Origin of the sequence: Enterococcus ureasiticus (assembly GCF_001730285.1) — a bacterium.
GTDB classification, from domain to species: domain Bacteria; phylum Bacillota; class Bacilli; order Lactobacillales; family Enterococcaceae; genus Enterococcus_L; species Enterococcus_L ureasiticus.
The window spans coordinates 467,447-488,529 of sequence record NZ_MIJZ01000001.1 but is presented as its reverse complement, the minus strand read 5'-3'; the positions used below and the strand labels follow the sequence as shown (position 1 = coordinate 488,529).

Annotated in this window: 17 protein-coding genes; 16 read left to right on the top strand and 1 reads right to left on the bottom strand. The window is 36.6% G+C overall.

Features of this window, described 5'->3' with window-relative positions:
• Positions 1–152 precede the first annotated feature (152 nt).
• Positions 153–1,559, top strand: coding sequence for an NCS2 family permease (locus BCR21_RS02285; RefSeq protein ID WP_069644898.1), 1,407 nt, complete (start codon positions 153–155; stop codon positions 1,557–1,559).
• Between the two features lie 182 nt (positions 1,560–1,741).
• A complete protein-coding gene (locus BCR21_RS02280) occupies positions 1,742–2,938 on the top strand; it encodes a multidrug efflux MFS transporter (RefSeq protein ID WP_069644897.1) in 1,197 nt (398 codons plus the stop codon).
• A 132-nt stretch (positions 2,939–3,070) separates the two neighbouring features.
• On the opposite strand, the gene BCR21_RS02275 is transcribed toward BCR21_RS02280, so the two are convergent.
• Complete coding sequence (locus tag BCR21_RS02275; protein WP_010761142.1) at positions 3,071–3,262, bottom strand: YjzD family protein; 192 nt, start codon at positions 3,260–3,262, stop codon at positions 3,071–3,073.
• A gap of 109 nt (positions 3,263–3,371) precedes the next feature.
• On the opposite strand from BCR21_RS02275, the gene dnaE reads away from it, so the two are divergent.
• The 14 genes from dnaE (at position 3,372) to BCR21_RS02210 (ending at position 20,704) form a co-directional block, all read left to right on the top strand.
• On the top strand, positions 3,372–6,704 hold the full coding sequence (dnaE, locus tag BCR21_RS02270) for a DNA polymerase III subunit alpha (protein ID WP_069644896.1): 3,333 nt from the start codon (positions 3,372–3,374) through the stop codon (positions 6,702–6,704).
• A gap of 171 nt (positions 6,705–6,875) precedes the next feature.
• Positions 6,876–7,838 (top strand): 6-phosphofructokinase, encoded by a 963-nt coding sequence (gene pfkA / locus BCR21_RS02265; RefSeq protein ID WP_069644895.1) that lies wholly within the window; start codon positions 6,876–6,878, stop codon positions 7,836–7,838.
• A 96-nt stretch (positions 7,839–7,934) separates the two neighbouring features.
• Positions 7,935–9,692 carry a pyruvate kinase gene (pyk, locus tag BCR21_RS02260; RefSeq protein WP_069644894.1) on the top strand — a complete coding sequence of 586 codons (1,758 nt, stop codon included), beginning with the start codon at positions 7,935–7,937 and terminating at the stop codon, positions 9,690–9,692.
• Between the two features lie 187 nt (positions 9,693–9,879).
• A complete protein-coding gene (gene adhP / locus BCR21_RS02255) occupies positions 9,880–10,899 on the top strand; it encodes an alcohol dehydrogenase AdhP (RefSeq protein ID WP_069644893.1) in 1,020 nt (339 codons plus the stop codon).
• Between the two features lie 295 nt (positions 10,900–11,194).
• Entirely contained in the window at positions 11,195–11,350 is a 156-nt protein-coding gene (locus tag BCR21_RS16945; protein WP_167351758.1) for a hypothetical protein, read from the top strand.
• A gap of 255 nt (positions 11,351–11,605) precedes the next feature.
• The gene (locus BCR21_RS02250) at positions 11,606–11,908 is read left to right on the top strand and encodes an Fpa/YlaN family protein (protein WP_069644892.1); all 303 of its coding nucleotides are present in this window, start codon (positions 11,606–11,608) and stop codon (positions 11,906–11,908) included.
• Between the two features lie 3 nt (positions 11,909–11,911).
• Positions 11,912–13,102, top strand: a complete 1,191-nt coding sequence (locus tag BCR21_RS02245) for an FtsW/RodA/SpoVE family cell cycle protein (protein WP_069644891.1) — start codon at positions 11,912–11,914, stop codon at positions 13,100–13,102.
• Between the two features lie 39 nt (positions 13,103–13,141).
• The gene (locus tag BCR21_RS02240; protein WP_069644890.1) at positions 13,142–16,570 is read left to right on the top strand and encodes a pyruvate carboxylase; all 3,429 of its coding nucleotides are present in this window, start codon (positions 13,142–13,144) and stop codon (positions 16,568–16,570) included.
• Positions 16,571–16,588: 18 nt separating this feature from the next.
• Complete coding sequence (locus tag BCR21_RS02235; RefSeq protein ID WP_069644889.1) at positions 16,589–17,710, top strand: CAP-associated domain-containing protein; 1,122 nt, start codon at positions 16,589–16,591, stop codon at positions 17,708–17,710.
• Positions 17,711–17,712: 2 nt separating this feature from the next.
• On the top strand, positions 17,713–18,144 hold the full coding sequence (locus BCR21_RS02230) for a YlbF family regulator (protein WP_069644888.1): 432 nt from the start codon (positions 17,713–17,715) through the stop codon (positions 18,142–18,144).
• Entirely contained in the window at positions 18,134–18,484 is a 351-nt protein-coding gene (locus BCR21_RS02225; RefSeq protein ID WP_069644887.1) for a YlbG family protein, read from the top strand. Before BCR21_RS02230 ends, BCR21_RS02225 begins: the two co-directional genes overlap by 11 nt.
• 109 nt (positions 18,485–18,593) lie before the next feature.
• The gene (gene rsmD, locus BCR21_RS02220; RefSeq protein ID WP_069644886.1) at positions 18,594–19,157 is read left to right on the top strand and encodes a 16S rRNA (guanine(966)-N(2))-methyltransferase RsmD; all 564 of its coding nucleotides are present in this window, start codon (positions 18,594–18,596) and stop codon (positions 19,155–19,157) included.
• Positions 19,150–19,653 carry a pantetheine-phosphate adenylyltransferase gene (gene coaD / locus BCR21_RS02215; protein ID WP_069644885.1) on the top strand — a complete coding sequence of 168 codons (504 nt, stop codon included), beginning with the start codon at positions 19,150–19,152 and terminating at the stop codon, positions 19,651–19,653. The genes rsmD and coaD overlap by 8 nt, the downstream gene beginning before the upstream one ends.
• Entirely contained in the window at positions 19,643–20,704 is a 1,062-nt protein-coding gene (locus BCR21_RS02210; protein WP_069644884.1) for a SepM family pheromone-processing serine protease, read from the top strand. Before coaD ends, BCR21_RS02210 begins: the two co-directional genes overlap by 11 nt.
• Positions 20,705–21,083 lie beyond the last annotated feature (379 nt).

Below are 21,083 nucleotides of genomic sequence, written 5' to 3'. Positions count from 1 at the left end.
AATACTCTACCTTATACTTTAAAAGTATTGATCAGGAAACAGGAACATGGACTTATTATTTACGAAGAGTTGGTTCTGTAAATAATCATTTTAACAGGCGAACTGAATCATCCTGATAAAATTTTTGAGTAAAAAGGGAGAGAGACACTTTCATGGAAAAGTTTTTCAAATTAAAGGAAAACAAAACAACTATTTCAACCGAAATGGTGGCAGGAGTAACGACATTTTTTGCGATGAGCTATATTTTATTCGTGAATCCGTCGATCTTATCACAAACAGGGATGCCATTTCAGGCAGTATTTTTAGCAACGATCATTGCATCGATCATTGGAACCTTAATCATGGGACTGTTTGCGAACGTTCCTTATGCTCAAGCTCCAGGTATGGGATTGAATGCCTTTTTCACCTTTACAGTCGTTTTTGGTTTGGGCTATACGTGGCAGCAAGCATTAGCAATGGTATTTATCTGTGGATTGATCAATGTTTTGATTACGGTCACAAAAATACGTAAATTGATTATCAAAGCTATACCTGAAAGCATGCAGCATGCGATTGGCGGCGGTATTGGAATTTTTGTTGCCTATGTGGGAATCAAGAATGCAAAATTATTAGATTTTACAGTTCAAGCAGAACCTACTAAGGGTGTTGTTAATGGTGATAGTATTGTTCCTGCCTTGGGAAATTTTAACAATCCAGAAATTATATTAGCAGTTATTGGTTTAGTTTTAACCACGATCTTGGTTGTGTTAAATGTTCGAGGGGCTATTTTAATTGGTATCGTGGCTACGACACTCATTGCAATACCATTAGGTGTCGTTGATTTGTCAGCGATTGATTGGCAAGCAAATTCTTTAGGGAATTCTATTAGTGAATTAGGAACGACTTTTGGTGCGGCATTTGGAGCTGATGGTATGCAGTCATTATTCAGTGATGCATCAAAAATTCCTCAAGTGTTGATGACAGTTATTGCGTTTAGCTTGTCAGATACATTTGATACGATCGGCACCTTTATTGGAACAGGCCGCCGTACAGGAATATTTTCTAAAGAAGACGAGCTGGCACTGGAGGACAGTAAAGGATTTTCTACAAAAATGGATAAAGCATTGTTTGCAGATGCAATTGCAACATCGATCGGTGCAGTTTTTGGAACGTCTAATACTACGACTTATGTGGAAAGTGCTGCAGGAATTGGTGCTGGTGGACGGACGGGTCTAACGTCAGTCGTGGTAGCTGCCTTGTTCGCTTTAAGTAGCTTGTTTTCACCTCTGATTGCCATCGTTCCTGCACAAGCAACTGCTCCAGCATTGATTTTAGTAGGTGTGATGATGCTTGCTTCTTTTAAGGATATTGAATGGACCAATTTAGAAGAAGCAGTTCCAGCATTTTTCGCGTCAATTTTTATGGGTTTATGCTATAGCATTTCTTATGGTATTGCTGTAGGATTCATTTTTTATGCAGTAGTTAAAGTCGCAAAAGGGAAATTCAGAGAGATTTCACCAATTCTTTGGGTAGTTAACGCTCTGTTTATTTTGAACTTCGTTATTTTGGCTATTTTATAAGTCATTCTTGATTGATAAAAGAGTTACTTTTGATCCCACCGTTTATTCTGATTCCTTGAGGCTAGTGCATAACTCCGCGAGTTATATATTAGCCTCTTTTGTGTGCTTATGTAAAATTTTTTGAGAGATTGGGAAATTTGGAGTATAGTTAATAGTGAAGAACTTGTGAGGTGTGCATTAAGATGAAAATTGAGTGGAAAAAGAATTTGATGGTTGCCTGGTTAGGCTGTTTTTTTACTGGCGCAAGTATTAGTTTAGTGATGCCATTTATTCCTGTTTATGTTGAACAGTTGGGAACACCTAAGAATCAGGTTGAGTTGTTTTCTGGACTTGCCATATCTGTTACAGCATTTGCAGCTGCGATCGTAGCTCCGATATGGGGAAATTTAGCGGATAGAAAAGGCAGGAAGCTGATGATGATTCGAGCAGCTGCTGGAATGACAATCACAATGGGCTCGTTGGCATTTGTACCAAATGTTTATTGGCTTTTGATCATGCGTTTTTTTAACGGCATACTTTCTGGGTATATTCCAAACGCAACGGCAATGATTGCATCGCAAGCACCGAAAGAAAAAAGCGGTTGGGCATTAGGAACTCTTTCAACAGGAGCAATTGCTGGAAACTTGATTGGACCATCGATTGGCGGTGCGTTGGCACAATGGTTTGGGATGGAAAATGTTTTTATCATCACAGGAGTTGTGTTGTTGATTACAACGCTGTTAACAATTTTTATGGTAAAAGAAGATTTCCAGCCAGTCGAGAAGAAAGATTTGTTAAGTACAAAAGAAATTTTTTCAAAGATGGACCACGTTTCTATTTTGATTGGATTGTTCATTACAACGTTGATCTTACAAATTGGGGTTACAAGTATTAGCCCGATTTTAACGTTATACATTCGTTCATTGAGCCATGATACTGGCAATATTTTATTCATTAGTGGTTTAATTGTTTCAGTTGCAGGAGTGTCAGCGGTGATTTCTTCACCAGTCTTAGGTAAATTAGGGGATAGAATCGGGAATCACAAGGTGTTATTAGCTGGTTTGATGTTATCGATGATTTGTTATATCCCTATGGCTTTTGTTAAAACGCCTTTTCAATTAGGATTATTACGTTTCTTCCTAGGATTTTCAACAGGAGCTTTAATGCCGTCAATCAATACGCTGATCAGCAAAATTACACCGTCTGAAGGTGTTAGTCGCGTTTACAGCTATAATCAAATGTTTAGTAATTTCGGGCAAGTCTTGGGTCCGATGATTGGATCAACCGTGGCTCATGGTATGGGCTATAGCGCAGTATTTATTGTAACGGCTTGTTTTGTACTAGGAAATATTTGCTTATCATTGTTCAATTTTCGAAAAATTTTAAATAAAAGTCTCTAAACAGTTGAAAACATAAAAAAACCAGTTACAATGTTTGTAGTAACTGGTTTTTTTATAATCATGATTTTCAAGTAACAGACGGCAAGTCAAAAGCTATTTTCGAAAAATTAGCTTAAGGCAACAGCCTCAGAGTTATTGAGCACTTTTAGTGGTTTCTTTTTTTGGTAATGCGAATTGACCAATCAATAAGATAATCACGCCGGTAGTCAATGACATAATTGTTGTCAGCATAAAATCGTAAGTTCCGCCATTTAAGGCACCGCCGATATAACCGACTACTTGTCCTAGTAAAAAGGACCACAACAATACAAGAATGTAACGCATGGATTGCACCTCTTTTCTAGCTATAGTTTAGCACAATTTTTATAAATGTAAAGAAAATGAAAGTTACATTTTTGATTTAAAACCATCACATGTAAAAAGGAGATGTCCTATGCCCTTTCCACAATTATATACAATTACTTCTTATTCATTACTATCCAGTACTATTCGTATTCAAGAATTAGTGCAACAAGCAAAAAAACTAGGCTATACGACCCTAGGAATCACTGATATCAATGTACTTCATGGGGCAATCGAATTTTTTGAAGCCTGCAAAAGGGAAGCAATAAAACCGATTATTGGTTTAACATTAGAATATACGCCGCAAAAATCTGAACAAACTGCTCAGTTATTACTGTATGCAAAGGATTTGGATGGGTACCAAAACTTGATGCGAATTTCCACTGCAAAGATGACTAGTGAAAGAATCTTTTATTTAGATGAAATCAAAGAACATTTAGCTCATTTGTTTGCTGTGATGCCGTCTGATAAAGGAGAAGTGGCTTTTGCTTTAAAAAGAAGTGAAGTAGAGGCTACTGAAAGTTTAGAGCAGTTAGTGCAATTATTTGACCCGTCGTCTTTTTTTGCAGGAGTTTCATTGACGTGTAACCCAGAAACAGATCCAGCACTTTTTAAGTTTTACGAAGAAAAAAATCAACCACTCCTTGCTTTACAGGAAACTCGTTATTTAAATCGGGAAGACGGTTTTGCATTGAAAGTATTGGCACACATCAATGAAGGACAACAAATGACGTTGAACGCTGAGGAAACAGAAATCGAAGGTCCTTTTTATTTAAGAAATCAGACAGATGCAGCAGAACAATTACTTGTGAAGGCGAATAAACATGCCCTTCACAATGCGGAAACACTGGCTGATTCTTGTGCTTTGGAGATTCCATTACATCAACGTTTGCTACCACATTATCCGATCCCAGAAGGGAAGCAAGCAGGAGAATTTTTAAAAGACTTATGCTTGAAGAAGTTACCTGAACGTATCTCAAATGTTTCAGCTGTTTATGAAGAACGGTTAGCAAAAGAGCTTGATATCATCCATACAATGGGGTTTGATGATTATTTCTTGATTGTCTGGGATGTGATGGCCTTTGCTCATGAGAGAAAAATCGTGACGGGTGCGGGGCGTGGTTCTGCTGCCGGATCTTTGGTTTCATATGTTTTATCGATCACAGATGTCGATCCAATCAAATACGATTTACTCTTTGAACGATTCCTAAATCCAGAAAGACATTCCATGCCTGATATAGATTTAGATATTCCAGATAATCGTCGTGAAGAAGTGTTGCAGTATGTTCGTGAAAAATATGGGCATTACCATATGGCACAGATTGCTACTTTTGGTACGATGGCAGCGAAAATGGTTTTAAGAGATGTTGCTAGAGTTTTTGGATTATCTCAAAGTGAATCAAATCGTTGGTCCAATGCTGTACCTAGCGCATTGAAAATGACCTTGAAAACAGCTTATGCTGATTCAAAAAATCTTGTAGAATTAGTAAATTCATCAGAGACAAATCGCTTGTTGTATGATACAGCAGTTCGTTTAGAAGGATTGCCCCGCCATGTTTCAACCCATGCAGCGGGCGTGGTGATCAGTGATTTGGATCTTTTAGATATCGTTCCATTACAGCCAGGTTCAAATGATATTTTCCTGACGCAATTTACAATGAATGATGTTGAAAAAATTGGTTTGCTAAAGATGGATTTCCTAGGGTTAAGAAACCTATCGATCATTGATGACACAATCAAGTCGATCAAACGAGTCTACAAAAAAGAAGTAATTTTAAATCAAATTCCTTTAGATGATGAGTTGACGTTATCTTTATTTAGACGAGGAGAAACGAGCGGTGTTTTCCAATTTGAATCAGCGGGTATCCGAAATGTTTTACGGAAACTCGGGCCAACAAGTATTGAAGATATAGCAGCTGTTAATGCCTTGTATCGTCCAGGACCAATGCAAAATATTGATTTGTTTATTCGCCGAAAAAAAGGCCAAGAACCGATCGATTACCCAGATGCTGTTTTAGAACCGATTTTGAAGAATACGTATGGTGTTATTGTGTATCAGGAACAAATCATTCAAGTTGCGTCTACAATGGCTGGATTTAGCCTAGGACAAGCGGATATTTTACGACGTGCGGTTAGTAAAAAGAAAAAAGATGTACTGGATGAAGAACGCAAACATTTTGTTGAAGGTGCCATGAAACAAGGGCATAGCGAGGATGTTGCAATGACGATTTACGATTACATCGAGCGTTTTGCTAACTATGGATTTAACCGATCTCATGCGTTTGCTTATTCTTTTATTGGGTTTCAAATGGCGTACTTAAAAGTTCATTTTCCGGGAGCTTTTTATGCAGCGATTCTTCATTCAGTAAGACATAATCCGACTAAAATCAAAGAATACATCGGAGAAGCACGTAAAAATAAAATGGTGATCATGCAACCATCCATCAATTCTAGTCAATATAGCTTTTACTTAAATAATGATGACCAAATCATGTTTGGTTTTAGCTCATTGAAAGGGATACGCAGAGATTTTATTCAAAATATCATAGATGAACGTAAAGAACGAGGGCCGTTTAAATCTTTTGACCAATTTTTGTTACGTATCGACCGAAAGTGGCTGAAAGCTGAAAATATCCAACCGCTGATTGCGATCGGAGCTTTTGATGAATTGCAAGCGAATCGCCGTCAGTTAGCAGTTAGTTTAGATAGTGAAATTCAAAATATCATCTATAGTGGCGGCAGTATGAATCTTTTAGAAGATACACTAAAACTAAAAGAAGTAGAAGTTGCCGATTACTCATTAGAAGAAAAATTAGAACAAGAAGAGCAATATTTAGGCGTTTATTTATCAGGTCATCCTACAGAGGAGTTCAAAAAAACGCGTTTAGCCAAACAAGTGATGTTAGTCAGCGATGTAGTAGAAAATCAAACAGCTCGTTTATTGATTTATGTAAAAGATATTCGAGTGATTCGCACGAAAAAAGGGGAACAGATGGCTTTTGTTGAAGGGGATGATTTAACGGGTTCATTATCGTTGACACTTTTTCCAATGGTTTTCAGAACGCTTCGTCAAACTGTTGAAAAGAACCAAGTTTATTTCGTGGAAGGAAAAATAGAAAAAAGTAATTATAATCAAGAACTTCAATTATTGGTAAACCAGATTGAAAAAGCCAGTGATATTGAAAATAGTATTAGTGCAACAACTTGTTATTTAAAAATTATTGAAGCAAAAGATCAAAAAGAGGTTCTGCAAAGTATTCACGAAGTGATTCAAAAACATAGAGGCAACACGCCAGTCATCATTTATTTTGAAAAAAATGGAAAGAAATTAGTTTTGGGAGAAGAGAATTGGTTAGCGGATACAGTAGATGCAAAAGAACAACTAGAGGCGATTTTAGGTGGTCAAAATGTTGTTTTCAAATGATTTACGGTAAAATATACTAATTGTTTTCATCTTTTTTCAATTATTTCTTCTTAAATCAAGACATTTTGCACTATTAATGGTAAAATGAGTGACGTAATATTTTTGAGTAATGAATAACTGTAACAAAACATGTTGCAGCTTAAAAGTATATTATATGAGGTGAAAGAACGAATGAAACGTATCGGTATTTTAACCAGTGGGGGAGACGCCCCAGGAATGAACGCTGCAATTCGTGCAGTAGTACGTAAAGGAATTTTTGATGGAATCGAAGTTTATGGGATCAACTACGGTTTTGCAGGTTTGGTGGCAGGAGATATCCGCCGTCTAGATATTGCTGATGTTGGTGACAAAATTCAACGCGGGGGAACATTCTTATATTCTGCCCGTTATCCAGAATTCGCAACAGAAGAAGGTCAATTAAAAGGGATCGAACAATTGAAAAAATTCGGCATCGAAGGATTAGTTGTTATCGGTGGAGACGGTTCTTACCATGGCGCAATGGCTCTTACAAAACGAGGCTTTCCAGCTGTAGGTATTCCAGGAACGATTGATAATGATATTCCAGGGACTGATTTTACGATTGGTTTTGATACAGCAATCAATACAGTTTTAGAATCGATTGACCGTATTCGTGATACCGCAACTTCACATGTACGTACATTCGTTATTGAAGTAATGGGACGTGGTGCAGGCGATATAGCTCTTTGGTCAGGTGTTGCCGGTGGCGCTGATGAAATTATCATTCCAGAACATGACTTTGATATGGTCAACGTTGCCAAGCGTATTAGAGAAGGCCGTGATCGTGGTAAAAAACACTGCTTGATCATTTTAGCCGAAGGTGTTATGGGCGGAAACGAATTCGCTGATAAATTGTCTGAGTATGGCGATTTCCATACGCGTGTGTCTATTTTAGGACACGTTGTTCGTGGCGGTTCACCAAGTGCTCGTGACCGTGTGTTAGCGAGTAAATTTGGCTCATATGCTGTTGAATTATTGAAAGCAGGAATTGGCGGACAATGTATCGGTATGCTTGACAACAAAGTTGTTTCAGCGGATATCGTTGATACATTGGAAAATCACAAACATAAACCTGACTTATCACTTTATGATTTAAATCAAGAGATTTCTTTCTAAGGATAAGCTTAAAAATTGAGCTATCTTAAGTATCCCTTGAGGAAAATAGATAATCTTCAAGACGTATAAACAAAAATGGAATAGGAGCGTTTGGTAATGAAAAAAACGAAAATCGTATGTACGATCGGACCAGCTAGTGAAACAGTTGATATGCTAGTAAACTTAATGAATGCAGGAATGAATGTTTGCCGTTTGAACTTCTCACATGGTGATTTTGAAGAACATGGCAACCGCATCAAAAATATTCGTGAGGCTGCAAAAATTACAGGGAAACGCGTAGCAATCTTACTTGATACAAAAGGTCCTGAAATCCGCACAAACGAAATGGAAAATGGCGCAATCACTTTAAAAACTGGTGATTCAGTACGTCTTTCTATGACAGAAGTTTTAGGAACAAACGAAAAATTTTCAATTACTTATCCAGAATTGATCAACGATGTAAATGTTGGTTCTCATATTCTTTTAGATGATGGATTAATCGATTTAGAAGTAACTGATATCGATCATACTGCAAACGAAATCGTTACGCTCGTTAAAAACGAAGGCGTTCTAAAAAATAAAAAAGGTGTTAACGTACCTGGAGTTTCTGTAAACCTTCCTGGTATCACTGATAAAGATGCTGCTGATATCCGTTTTGGTATCGAACAAGGCGTTGATTTTATCGCGGCAAGTTTCGTTCGTCGTGCAACTGACGTTTTAGAAATTACTAGAATTTTAGAAGAAGAAAACGCAACTCATATCCAAATCATTCCTAAAATCGAAAACCAAGAAGGAATCGACAACATTGACGAAATCCTAAAAGTTTCTGATGGTTTGATGGTTGCTCGTGGTGACATGGGTGTTGAAATTCCAACTGAAGATGTTCCCGTTGTACAAAAAGACTTAATCAAAAAATGTAACGCTTTAGGTAAGCCAGTTATTACAGCAACTCAAATGCTAGATTCAATGCAACGCAACCCACGTCCAACACGTGCGGAAGCAAATGACGTTGCCAATGCAATCTATGACGGAACAGATGCAGTAATGCTTTCTGGTGAAACGGCTGCTGGGGATTACCCATTAGAAGCGGTTCAAACAATGGCTCGTATCGCAGTACGCACTGAAGAAGCGTTGATCAACCAAGATTCATTTGCATTAAAACTTTACAGCAAAACAGATATGGCTGAAGCAATTGGTCAATCAGTTGGACATACTGCACGTAACTTGGGTATCCAAACTATCGTTGCGGCAACTGAATCAGGACACACAGCTCGCATGATCTCTAAATACCGTCCAAAATCTCATATCGTTGCTATCACTTTCTCAGAACAAAAAGCTCGTAGCTTATCATTATCTTGGGGTGTTTATGCAACCGTTGCTGACAAACCATCAAGCACTGATGAAATGTTCAACTTAGCAACACACACTTCTCAAGAAGAAGGATTTGCAAGCGAAGGTGATTTGATCATCATCACAGCTGGTGTACCAGTAGGTGAAAAAGGCACAACAAACTTAATGAAGATCCAAATGATTGGATCAAAATTAGTTCAAGGTCAAGGAATCGGAGAAGCTTCTGTTATTGCTAAAGCAGTTGTAGCGAATACTGCTGAAGAAGCAGTAGCAAATGCAGTAGAAGGTTCTATTCTAGTTGTTAAAACAACTGACAAAGATTACATGCCTGCAATCGACAAAGCAATTGCTTTGGTGGTTGAAGAAGGTGGATTAACTTCACATGCAGCAGTGGTTGCAATTGCGAAAGATATTCCAGTAATCGTTGGTGCAACTGATGCAACGAACTTGATTTCTAATGATGAATTGATTACTGTTGATCCTCGTCGTGGTATTGTATACCGTGGCGCAACAACTGCAATCTAAAACTTTAATTATAGCTGTTAAAAGAGCGAGAATGAATCATGCAAAATGATTCATTCTCGCTCTTTTTTTATGTATGTTGAACAAACTTTCTTTAATTGTGAAATTATTCTCATAAAGACTTTTAAAACGATTTCATACATGTTAAAATATAATTGTTTCATATAATATAAAATATAGGAGTGATAAAATGAAAGCAGCTGTTGTAACAAAAGAAAATAATGGAAAAGTAGAAATCAAGGAAGTAGATATCAGACCGCTTGAAGCTGGTGAAGCTTTAGTGGATGTTGAATATTGTGGTGTTTGTCATACTGACCTACATGTAGCTCATGGAGATTTTGGTGAAGTGCCAGGGCGAGTGATTGGTCATGAAGGTATCGGGATCGTGAAAGAAATTGCTCCCGGTGTTGAAAGCTTAAAAGTAGGAGACCGTGTAAGTATCGCTTGGTTTTTTGAAGGATGCGGAACGTGTGAATATTGTATCACTGGCCGTGAAACATTCTGTCGTCAAGTGAAGAATGCTGGTTTTTCAGTAGATGGTGCGATGGCAGAACAATGTATCGTTAAAGCAGATTACGCTGTTAAGGTGCCAGAAGGATTGGATCCAGCTCAGGCCAGCAGTATTTCATGTGCAGGTGTTACATGTTATAAAGCAATCAAAGTTTCTGATGTAAAACCAGGACAATGGGTGGCTATCTATGGTATCGGCGGATTAGGCAACTTAGCGATTCAGTATGCTAAAAATGTGTTCAATGCTAAAGTAATTGCCGTTGATATCAATGATGATAAGCTAGAATTTGCCAAAGAATTAGGTGCTGATTTAGTTTGTAATCCATTAACAGATGGCGATGCAGGAGCATGGATTCAAGAGAATGTTGGCGGAGCGCATGCGGCAGTCGTTACGGCTGTTTCAAAAGTTGCCTTTAACCAAGCGGTAGATTCTGTAAGAGCTGCCGGGAAAGTTGTTGCAGTTGGACTACCTCCAGAAACCATGGATTTAGCAATCGTTAAAACAGTATTAGATGGAATTCAAATCGTAGGTTCATTAGTAGGAACACGTAAAGATTTAGAAGAAGCATTCCAATTTGGTGCAGAAGGCAAAGTAGTACCGGTTGTAGAAACACGTTGCCTACATGAAGTCAATGATATCTTTGAAGAAATGGAACAAGGAAAAATCAAGGGCAGAATGGTTGTTGATTTAAAAAAATAAAACAATTATAACTTAAAAAACAAATAGAATAACAAAGACCCTTAAAGAAAGATTTAAAATTCTGACTCTTAAGGGTCATTTTTTATAATAAAAAACTGAATAAAGTATTCTTTTAGGTACTTTGATAGCTTCTTAAAATAGATTCTGTTACTATTAATAATAGTATTTATACGCAATATACATTAGCTAAAATAATCAATGAGAGTGAAATGGGCGATGCAACTGGTCCGTTTTTCATCTCAATCTAAACGATTTATTTTATAAAAAAAGGTCATCTAATTTAGGAGGAGCAGTTATGAAAGAGAGTGCAAAAGCAGGTGTTTCATTTGGTTGTGTATTAGCATTAGTTATTTCGTACGTGAATTGGCACAGTATCCTTTGGGCAGTATTTCATGGTGCATTAGGCTGGTTTTATGTAATTTATTACGCAATTGTTTATGGCTTAAATTGAATAAAATATAAAGAGTACGTGAACTGGAAGCTCACTCGTCAGAAGAATGTGCTCAGTCTGGTTTAACTATCATAAAAGGACCCATTGCTATGAGCAATTGCTGAGATAAACTGTAAGATTAATGAGATTTCCATTTATTTCTGTTTGCTAAAAATTAAAAAAAATTTTTTAAACACGGGATTTTCAGAAAATTTCTGTTAATAAACGGCCAAATTATGCTATAATTACATAATTAAGATGGGAGGTTTAGTGCAAATGGAATCCATTTCAAAAGATTTTGCCGTTCAGCTGTTAAACGATGATGCACAAAGGATCATGATGTTGATCCGCAATCAAAAAAATAGCCTATGTATTTCCCAGTGTAAGGCTTTTGAGGAAGTCGTAGATACACAAATGTATGGTTTTTCTCGTCAAGTGACTTATGCCATTCGATTAGGTATTTTAAGTTCAAAAGAAGGACATCAATTGCTAAGTGATTTAGAAAAAGAGCTTAACCAATTATATAGTGACGTTTATGAGGAAACACAAGAAAAAAAAGAGATTGGCAAGGAGGTTTAAGCTTTGCCAAACAAGATTAAAAAGAGGCATCTGTTAGATTATAGTATTTTGATTCCTTACTTAGTCCTTAGTGCAGTGGGATTGATTATGGTTTACAGTTCAACATCCTCTTTACTAATATCTAAAGGAGAACCGCCGACAGGTATGGTTATAACCCAACTACAATTTTGGCTTTTAAGTTTGGTCGCAATGTTTTTTATCTATAAGATGAAAACGACTGTCTTTCAAATCAAAGGTTTTATCATGTTTGCAATTGTAGTCATTTCGGTTTTACTTTTGGCAGTTCGATTTACAACATTAGGGGCAGAGATCAATGGTGCTAAAGGTTGGATTCAAATTGGTACATTTTCAATGCAGCCAGCTGAGTATCTAAAAATAATGGTGATCTGGTATCTTGCCTATATTTTAGGACGAAGACAGAAGTATATCGACAAAGAATTTAAAAAGGCAGTATTTAGACCAATGCTTTTAGTCGGCTGTTTAATTTTCCTTGTTGCGATTCAACCGGATTTGGGAAATGCAGCAATTTTAACTTTATTGGTGATCATTATGGTACTAGCTAGTGGTGTTAATTACATGTATACATATCTGGTTGGTGGAGCTGGGATTTTAGGTAGTATTGCTGTCATCCAAACGTTACTTTTAACGGGAGGCAGTTTTATTCCTGAACGTTATCAATACGTGTATCAGCGCTTCGCTATTTTCTTAAACCCTTTTAAAGATGAACGAAATGCCGGTCATCAGTTGGCAAATTCTTATTATGCTATCAATAATGGCAGCTGGTTTGGAAAAGGCCTAGGAAATAGTATTCAGAAAAAAGGTTTTTTACCAGAAGCTCATTCAGATTTTATCTTTGCTATTACAATTGAAGAATTAGGCTTACTTGTATCATTGATTATATTGGCAATTTTGATGTTTATGATTGCTCGAATTATTTTAGTTGGTGTACGCTCTAAAAAACCATTTAACTCGTTAATGTGTATTGGTATTGGTTCAATGTTGTTATTACAGGTTTTTATCAATCTAGGCGGAATTACTGGAGTAATCCCACTAACAGGAGTAACTTTTCCTTTCCTAAGTCAAGGAGGAAACAGTGTACTGATCATTTCTATTGCGGTTGCTTTCGTATTGAATATCAGTGCAGATGAGAAAAAACAGAAGATGGACCAAGAATACCAATTACTTGGTAGTTAATAAATAAATGAAGGTCAATAAACGGGTAGGAGTGAAAGAATGAAAAAAGTTTTAGTAGCAAATCGTGGAGAAATCGCAATTCGAATTTTTAGAGCCTGTACAGAGATGCACATCGGGACAGTGGCAATCTATGCAGCAGAAGATGAATATTCAGTTCATCGTTTTAAAGCTGATGAAGCGTACTTAGTTGGTAAAGGGAAAAAACCGATCGAAGCCTACCTTGATATGGAGGACATTATCCGAATCGCTAAAAAATCTGGAGCTGATGCTATACATCCAGGGTACGGGTTTCTTTCTGAGAATTTAGAATTTGCTCGTCGCTGTAAAGAAGAGGGCCTTATTTTTGTTGGTCCGTCATTGCATCATTTAGATATTTTTGGAGATAAAATCAAAGCGAAAGAAGCCGCTGTAGCTGCTGGGATCTCATCAATTCCAGGTTCTGATGGACCGGTTGATACAGTAGAGGGCGTCTTGGATTTTGGTCGTACACATGGTTTTCCAATTATGATCAAAGCGGCACTTGGCGGCGGCGGCCGCGGTATGCGAGTTGCTCATGACGAAAAAGAAGCTAGAGAAGGTTATGATCGGGCAAAAAGTGAAGCAAAGGCAGCTTTTGGTTCTGATGAAGTCTATGTTGAAAAATATATTTCCAATCCAAAACATATTGAAGTACAAATTTTAGGTGATAATCATGGTAATGTGATTCATTTATTCGAACGTGATTGTTCGGTTCAACGTCGTCATCAAAAAGTCGTAGAAGTAGCTCCTTGTGTTTCAATGAGTGAAGAAAAACGGAAAGAAATCTGTGATGCTGCAGTTCAATTAATGAAGCATGTTCAGTATATCAATGCTGGAACTGTTGAATTTCTAGTTGAAGGGGATCAGTTTTATTTTATTGAAGTAAATCCTCGTGTTCAAGTAGAGCACACAATTACTGAGATGATCACAGATATCGACATTGTAGTATCCCAATTGCAAATCGCTCAAGGTCTCGATCTACATAAAGATATGAAGATCCCGCAACAAGAAAATATTACGTTAAATGGTGCAGCAATCCAATGCCGAATCACAACAGAAGATCCATTGAATCATTTTATGCCAGATACTGGTAAGATTGATACGTATCGTTCGCCAGGTGGTTTTGGTGTCCGTCTAGATGTCGGGAATGCATATTCTGGGGCTGTCGTTACTCCTTATTTTGATTCTTTGTTAGTAAAAGTTTGTACGCATGGATTTACGTTTGAAAAAGCGATTCAAAAGATGGAACGTAGCTTGAGAGAATTTAGAATTCGTGGTGTTAAGACGAATATTCCATTCCTACACAAAGTAATAGGTCATCCTGAGTTTCAGTCAGGTGAAGCGAAGACAACATTTATCGATAATACCCCGCAATTATTTGAATTTCCGAAATTAAGAGATCGCGGCAATAAAACGATGAAATATATTGGTGAAGTAACGGTCAATGGGTTTCCAGGTATCGAAAAATCAACGAAGAAATATTTTGATGCACCGCGTATTCCAACTGATTTAGAGTTACGCAGTGATTATGTGACTGCTAAAAATATTTTAGATAAAGATGGAGCACAAGGTGTCATCGACTGGGTCAAAAAACAAGACAATGTTTTATTGACTGATACGACATTTCGTGATGCGCATCAAAGTTTATTAGCTACTCGTGTAAGAACACAGGATTTCAAAGAAATTGCACGTTTAACAGGTGAAGGATTGCCAGAGCTATTTTCTAGTGAAATGTGGGGCGGTGCAACGTTTGATGTAGCTTATCGTTTCTTGAATGAAGATCCATGGCAAAGACTGCGCAAAATTCGTAAATTAATGCCGAATACATTGTTGCAAATGCTGTTTAGAGGATCGAATGCTGTTGGTTATCAAAATTATCCAGATAATGTTATCGAAGAATTTATTCAAGAGTCAGCCCGACAAGGAATTGATGTTTTCCGCATTTTTGATAGCTTAAATTGGCTACCGCAAATGGAAAAAAGTATTCAAACAGTTAGAGATACAGGGAAAATTGCAGAAGCTGCTATTTGCTACACTGGTGACATCAATGATCCGTCAAGAGCAAAATATAATGTTGAGTATTATAAAAATATGGCCAAAGAACTTGAAAAAATGGGTGCACATATTATTGCAATCAAAGACATGGCTGGTTTGTTAAAACCGCAGGCTGCCTATCGTTTAATTAGTGAATTAAAAGATACAACTGATTTACCGATTCACTTGCATACTCATGACACGAGCGGCAATGGTATTATCACTTATTCGGCTGCAACTAAAGCTGGAGTTGATATTGTAGATGTGGCTACAAGTGCAATGAGTGGGGCAACAAGTCAACCTAGTATGAGCAGTTTGTATTATGCTTTAGTTAATGGTGATCGTACACCTGATGTCAATATTGATAATACGCAAAAAATCAACCATTACTGGGAAGATGTCCGCATGTATTATCAACCATTCGAAAATGGTTTGAATGCACCGCAGACAGAAGTCTACATGCATGAAATGCCAGGTGGACAGTATTCTAATTTACAACAGCAAGCGAAAGCTGTTGGTTTAGGTCATCAGTGGGATGATATCAAAAAAATGTATCACACTGTCAACTTGATGTTTGGTGATATCGTAAAAGTGACGCCATCTTCAAAAGTTGTTGGAGATATGGCATTGTTTATGGTTCAAAATAATTTAACAGAAGAAGATATCTATGCTAACGGAGAAGAATTGAGTTTTCCTGAGTCGGTCGTTACGTTCTTCCAAGGAGATTTAGGTCAACCAGTAGGTGGATTTCCTAAAGATTTACAAAGAATTATTTTGAAAGGTCGTCCAGCTTTTACAGAAAGACCAGGAAGTTTAGCAGCACCTGTAAAATTTGATAAAGTAAAAGCAGAATTGGCTGAAAAAATCGGCTATGAACCTAAACTAGAAGAGATCTTGAGTTATTTAATGTATCCTCAAGTATTCTTAGATTATCGTACTTCTTATCAAAATTTTGGGGATGTTACATTATTAGATACGCCAACCTTCTTCCAAGGAATTAGACAAGGAGAATCTGTAGAAGTTCAAATTGAAAAAGGCAAGACATTGATCATCCGCTTAGATGAAATTGGTGATCCTGATATTGAAGGAAATAGAGTATTGTTCTTTAATTTAAACGGTCAACGCCGTGAAATAGTGATCAAAGATACTTCTATCAAATCTTCTGTTCAAGCAAAACGCAAAGCAGAACCAACAAACAAAGAGCAAATTGGCGCAACAATGTCAGGCTCAGTTCTCCAGGTTTTAGTTAATAAAGGAGATAAAGTTAAAAAAGGAGATGCTTTGTTAGTAACAGAAGCGATGAAGATGGAAACAACGATCGAAGCTCGCTTTGATGGGATTGTTGAACATATTTACGTTTTTGAAGAGGAACCGATTAGTTCTGGAGATCTATTAATAGAAGTAAAAGAAAATTAAACGAAAAGTGGGGAAAAGATGAACCGATTTTTAGCATTCTTAGGCGTTTTCTTTATAGTCCTAATAAGTGGCTATTTACAGCCAGTCTTTTTCCCTGCTGAAAAAATGCAGCAAGAAGCAGACCATGGGAGGCAAGTAGTCTCCCATACTGCTTTACCTTATGAAGAAATTCAAACTTCGGGTTATGCTGCGTACATAGGAAAAAAAACTGCTGATTTTGTAGTTGAGTTTGGCGAACCACTTGAAAAACAAAAGACAATGATGGGCTACGATCTATGGATATATGGAGAGAAAGATTCAGATTATCTAGAAGTAAATGTCCAAAATGAAAAAATTGCTGCAATCAAAGCATTCAATGACTCAAAAGAAACAACGCCATTTTCGATTGGTATGAAGTTGTCTGATGTTTCAGAGCTGATGACCATTTATTCAAATTTCGCATTTACATATAAAGAAAATAACTATAATGTGGAGTTAATGGAAGAGGATATGAATTATCGTCCCCTGATTGCTTTTGACAATAAAACGTTTGCTATTTTATTTTTCAATCATGGTACAGGAAAGCTTTCTGCAGTTACTTATTTAGATAAAAAAACATTATTGACATTGATGCCGTATCAATTGGTAGAAGGTGAAGTTTTGCCCTTTTTAGTAACAGAGCAGGCTTCAAGTTTTGATGCTATTAAAAGCAATCAAGTTATTAGAACAATCAACTTGTTAAAGCTTAAAGAAGGATTACCTACTTATCGTGTGAATACTGAAAGTCAAAAAAATGCTCAAAAGCTTTTTGATATCTTAAACAAAAATCAAAAAAGTGTGCTTTCGCTAGAACGAACAGAAATCTGGCAGTATAGCAAAGAAGAAATGAGCGCAGCCGCTATTTTTACACTGACAAATGATGAATACCAAAAATTATTGAAAATAGGTCAATTAGATAAGAAAAAAGCAACTGGCATGTATACCGAACCGGTTTATGATTCAACATTCACCGTGCTTTCTTGGTTTTCGGATTCGTTGTATCATTCCCGTTTTGCTCATCAAGAAAATGAAAACATTGGCGTTGCTTTCTCTAAAGCAAGTATGTTAGTCTTATTACAAGAGACAGAAAAAGAAATATCTCAAACAGAGGAAAGTGAATAAGTATGATAGTGACAGAAAAACTTTTTGAAATAGAAGATCAGACAGAAAAACTTGTTCAAACTATTTTAGCAAGTGAGAGCATTGAATCTTATAAAATAAATCGTCAGACAATGTATGCATCAAAAGATGTTCGAGAAAAACAAAAGGCATTTTTGGATGCAAAAGATTCATTTGAGCGAATCGAAGCTTATGGGAATCATGCACCAGATTTTCGGACCAAACAACGAGCGGTTCGTCAAGCAAAAAGAGCGCTGGATATGAGTGAAGAAGTTGCTGAATTTCGTTTTTCAGAAACCGAAGTTCAAACAATTCTAGATTTGGTGGGTATGGCTGTAGCAAAAACAATTTCAGCGGATATCAAAGTAGATGCTGGAAATCCATTCTTTGAAAAAGGAAAACACTCAGGTTGTGGAGGTAATTGTCATGCAAGTTAATGAAGAAAAAGAATTTACCATCCAAAAACGACGCTGTTTAGTTGTTTTTGTGTATAGTTTAAAGCAATTAAAGACATTGAAACGTTTTGGATTAATCCACTATGTATCTCGTCGGATGAAATATGTCGTTATTTATATGAATGAAGAAGATATTGAAACCTCTGAAGCTAAGATAAATGGTTTGCATTTTGTCCGTAAAGTAGAACGATCATATCGTCCTGATGTGGAAATGAATTTTGCTGAAAAAATTGGTACAAAAGCTGCTTACCAGTATGAGAAAGAAGAAGGATTTGAGGTCGAAGAGTTAAGTACTCAAATTCGTTTAGCTGAAAATGTGTAAAAATTGAGATGAAAAATGTGAAAGAACGTCAAACATTTTTCATCTTTTTTCTGTATATTTGATATACTATTAAAGTACATTAGGTGATCATGTAAAGGAGCGTTAAAAGATGCGGGTTATTTCTGGAGAATATGGGGGACGACGTTTAAAAGCTTTAGATGGCGATAATACACGTCCTACAACGGATAAAGTAAAAGAATCGATTTTTAATATGATCGGTCCATATTTTGATGGAGGAACTGTGTTAGATTTATATGCAGGTAGCGGTGGTCTCGCGATTGAAGCTGTATCAAGAGGGATGGATTTAGGGATTTGTATTGAAAAAAATTTCTCCGCAATTAAAATCATTAAGGAAAATATTGAAGTCACAAAAGAACCAGCGAAGTTTATCATCAAGAAAATGGATGCCAATAAGGCATTGGTGTTTTTGAAGGAAGAAAAAAAGACAATCGATTTGGTTTTACTAGATCCACCATATGCGAAACAGGAAATCGAAAAGCAAATAGAGCAAATGCTTGCTTATGATTTACTAAGTGAAAACGGGATCATTGTTTGTGAGACGGATAAATCTGTCGAGCTTCCCGAAACCATTGGTACATGTATAAAAACTCGCGAAACAACTTATGGTATCACGCAAATAACAATTTATAAACAGGAGGTAAGTGATGACTAAAATTGCTCTTTTTCCTGGAAGCTTTGATCCTTTGACAAATGGTCATTTAAATATGATCGAACGCAGTACAAAGATGTTTGATAAGGTCATCGTGGGTGTTTTTGTGAACACAAATAAAACGGCCCTTTTTACCTTAGAAGAAAAGCTTGTTTTAATTAAAGAAGCTGTCGCTCATTTAGAAAATGTGGAAGTAATCGTTCAAGAAACGACACTCACTGTTGATAGTGCTGCACGGTTGGGTGCTAACTTTTTAATTCGAGGAATAAGAAATGTCAAAGACTATGAGTATGAAAAAGATATTGCTACGATGAACCATCATTTAGCACCTGAATTAGAAACTGTTTTTCTATTGGCAGACGAAACCTATGCCCACGTAAGTTCAAGTTTAATAAAAGAAGTACTGAAATTTGGTGGAGATGTCTCTAAATATTTGCCAAAATCTGTTAATCAAGCACTAAATCAAAAGAATCGTGAGATGAAACCAAATGAAGAATGAACATAAAGAAAAAATATCGATCAAGTCGATGCTGCCTTTTGCAGTAGTTATATTGTTGATCATTATAATGATTTTCCCCATTCCTTATTATATTGAGGGACCCGGTACAACTGAGAATTTAAAAGATTTTGTGACAGTGAATAACAAAAAAGATTCAGAACCAGGTGCGTTTTATTTAACAACAGTCGGTGTTCGTAAAGCAACCTTAGGTTCAGCATTAAAAGCAAAATTTTCGGATTTTCAAGAATTGATTAGTAAAAAAGAATTGATGGGATCAAGTACAAGCAGTGAATACGATCGAATTCAGCAATATTACATGGATTCTTCAAAAAATGCTGCAATTGAGCAGGCACTAAAGCTCGCTGATGTCTTATATAAAATGAATTTTAAAGGTGTATACGTTTTAGCTATAGACGATAAGTCTAGTTTTAAAGGGAAAATTTCTGTTGGAGATACGGTTACAGGAATCGACGGAAAAACGTTTAAAAGTAGTGAAGAATTTGTGGACTATGTAAAAAAACAAAAGGTCGGACAAAAAGTTACTGTAAGTTATTTGCAAGATGGTAAGTCAAAAGAGGCAGAAGGTAAATTGATCGAATTGCCAACTGATAAAAAGGCAGGTATTGGAATTGGTCTGACAGATCACACAGAAATCGAGTCTTCCGTTCCTGTTGAAATCGATGCAGGAGATATTGGAGGTCCATCAGCCGGTCTGATGTTCACCTTAGAGACCTATGAGCAATTAACGCAAAAAGGAATTCGTAAAGGGCATAAAATCGCTGGGACAGGAACTATCAATACTCAGGGAGTCGTTGGACGGATTGGTGGTATCGACAAGAAAGTTGTCACTGCTAGCCAAAATGAAACAGAAATTTTCTTTGCTCCAGATGACGAAATTACTAAGGAAATGAAAAAAGCTGAACCAGGAATCAAAACCAATTACGAAGAAGCGAAGGCAGCTGCTGAAAAAATTGGAACAAAAATGAAAATCGTACCTGTAAAGAATGTGCAGGACGCTTTGGATTATCTTGAAACATTAAAAGAAAAATAAAAAAACAAGACAACGAAGTATTCAAAATTTCGTTGTCTTTTTTTCATTTTAGTGTAAAAGCTAAATGAAAATCATTTGTAGAGCAGGTTCTGTAGTAAAATCAAACAATGATTTTGTTGGACCTATGTGGAAGAATCCGCCTAAAGCTAAGAGAATCAAGAAAACCAAGGCAGCTGCTAGAGGTAAATAATACATAAGCCTATAAGCTAATACAGGATTATTAACGAAACGATCAAATCTTTGTTTACGATAAACTTTTCTTGTAACAAGTATATCTTTCAGTGCTGGAATTTCCAATAATTGTCGTTTTAAAATATCAGCATCTCATTGCCCTAAAAGCTCCGTAAAAATAGGATTTTCTGATTCAAAGTAAACGTAT

What these genes read in the sequence shown, in the direction of transcription:
- pfkA (WP_069644895.1), top strand. Translation starts at nt 6,876, where the DNA reads ATGAAACGTATCGGTATTTTAACCAGTGGGGGAGACGCCCCAGGAATG.
- dnaE (WP_069644896.1), top strand. Translation starts at nt 3,372, where the DNA reads ATGCCCTTTCCACAATTATATACAATTACTTCTTATTCATTACTATCC.
- BCR21_RS02230 (WP_069644888.1), top strand. Translation starts at nt 17,713, where the DNA reads ATGATAGTGACAGAAAAACTTTTTGAAATAGAAGATCAGACAGAAAAA.
- coaD (WP_069644885.1), top strand. Translation starts at nt 19,150, where the DNA reads ATGACTAAAATTGCTCTTTTTCCTGGAAGCTTTGATCCTTTGACAAAT.
- BCR21_RS02275 (WP_010761142.1), bottom strand. Translation starts at nt 3,262, where the DNA reads ATGCGTTACATTCTTGTATTGTTGTGGTCCTTTTTACTAGGACAAGTA.
- adhP (WP_069644893.1), top strand. Translation starts at nt 9,880, where the DNA reads ATGAAAGCAGCTGTTGTAACAAAAGAAAATAATGGAAAAGTAGAAATC.
- BCR21_RS02285 (WP_069644898.1), top strand. Translation starts at nt 153, where the DNA reads ATGGAAAAGTTTTTCAAATTAAAGGAAAACAAAACAACTATTTCAACC.
- BCR21_RS02225 (WP_069644887.1), top strand. Translation starts at nt 18,134, where the DNA reads ATGCAAGTTAATGAAGAAAAAGAATTTACCATCCAAAAACGACGCTGT.
- pyk (WP_069644894.1), top strand. Translation starts at nt 7,935, where the DNA reads ATGAAAAAAACGAAAATCGTATGTACGATCGGACCAGCTAGTGAAACA.
- rsmD (WP_069644886.1), top strand. Translation starts at nt 18,594, where the DNA reads ATGCGGGTTATTTCTGGAGAATATGGGGGACGACGTTTAAAAGCTTTA.
- BCR21_RS02210 (WP_069644884.1), top strand. Translation starts at nt 19,643, where the DNA reads ATGAAGAATGAACATAAAGAAAAAATATCGATCAAGTCGATGCTGCCT.
- BCR21_RS02240 (WP_069644890.1), top strand. Translation starts at nt 13,142, where the DNA reads ATGAAAAAAGTTTTAGTAGCAAATCGTGGAGAAATCGCAATTCGAATT.
- BCR21_RS02250 (WP_069644892.1), top strand. Translation starts at nt 11,606, where the DNA reads ATGGAATCCATTTCAAAAGATTTTGCCGTTCAGCTGTTAAACGATGAT.
- BCR21_RS02235 (WP_069644889.1), top strand. Translation starts at nt 16,589, where the DNA reads ATGAACCGATTTTTAGCATTCTTAGGCGTTTTCTTTATAGTCCTAATA.
- BCR21_RS02280 (WP_069644897.1), top strand. Translation starts at nt 1,742, where the DNA reads ATGAAAATTGAGTGGAAAAAGAATTTGATGGTTGCCTGGTTAGGCTGT.
- BCR21_RS16945 (WP_167351758.1), top strand. Translation starts at nt 11,195, where the DNA reads ATGAAAGAGAGTGCAAAAGCAGGTGTTTCATTTGGTTGTGTATTAGCA.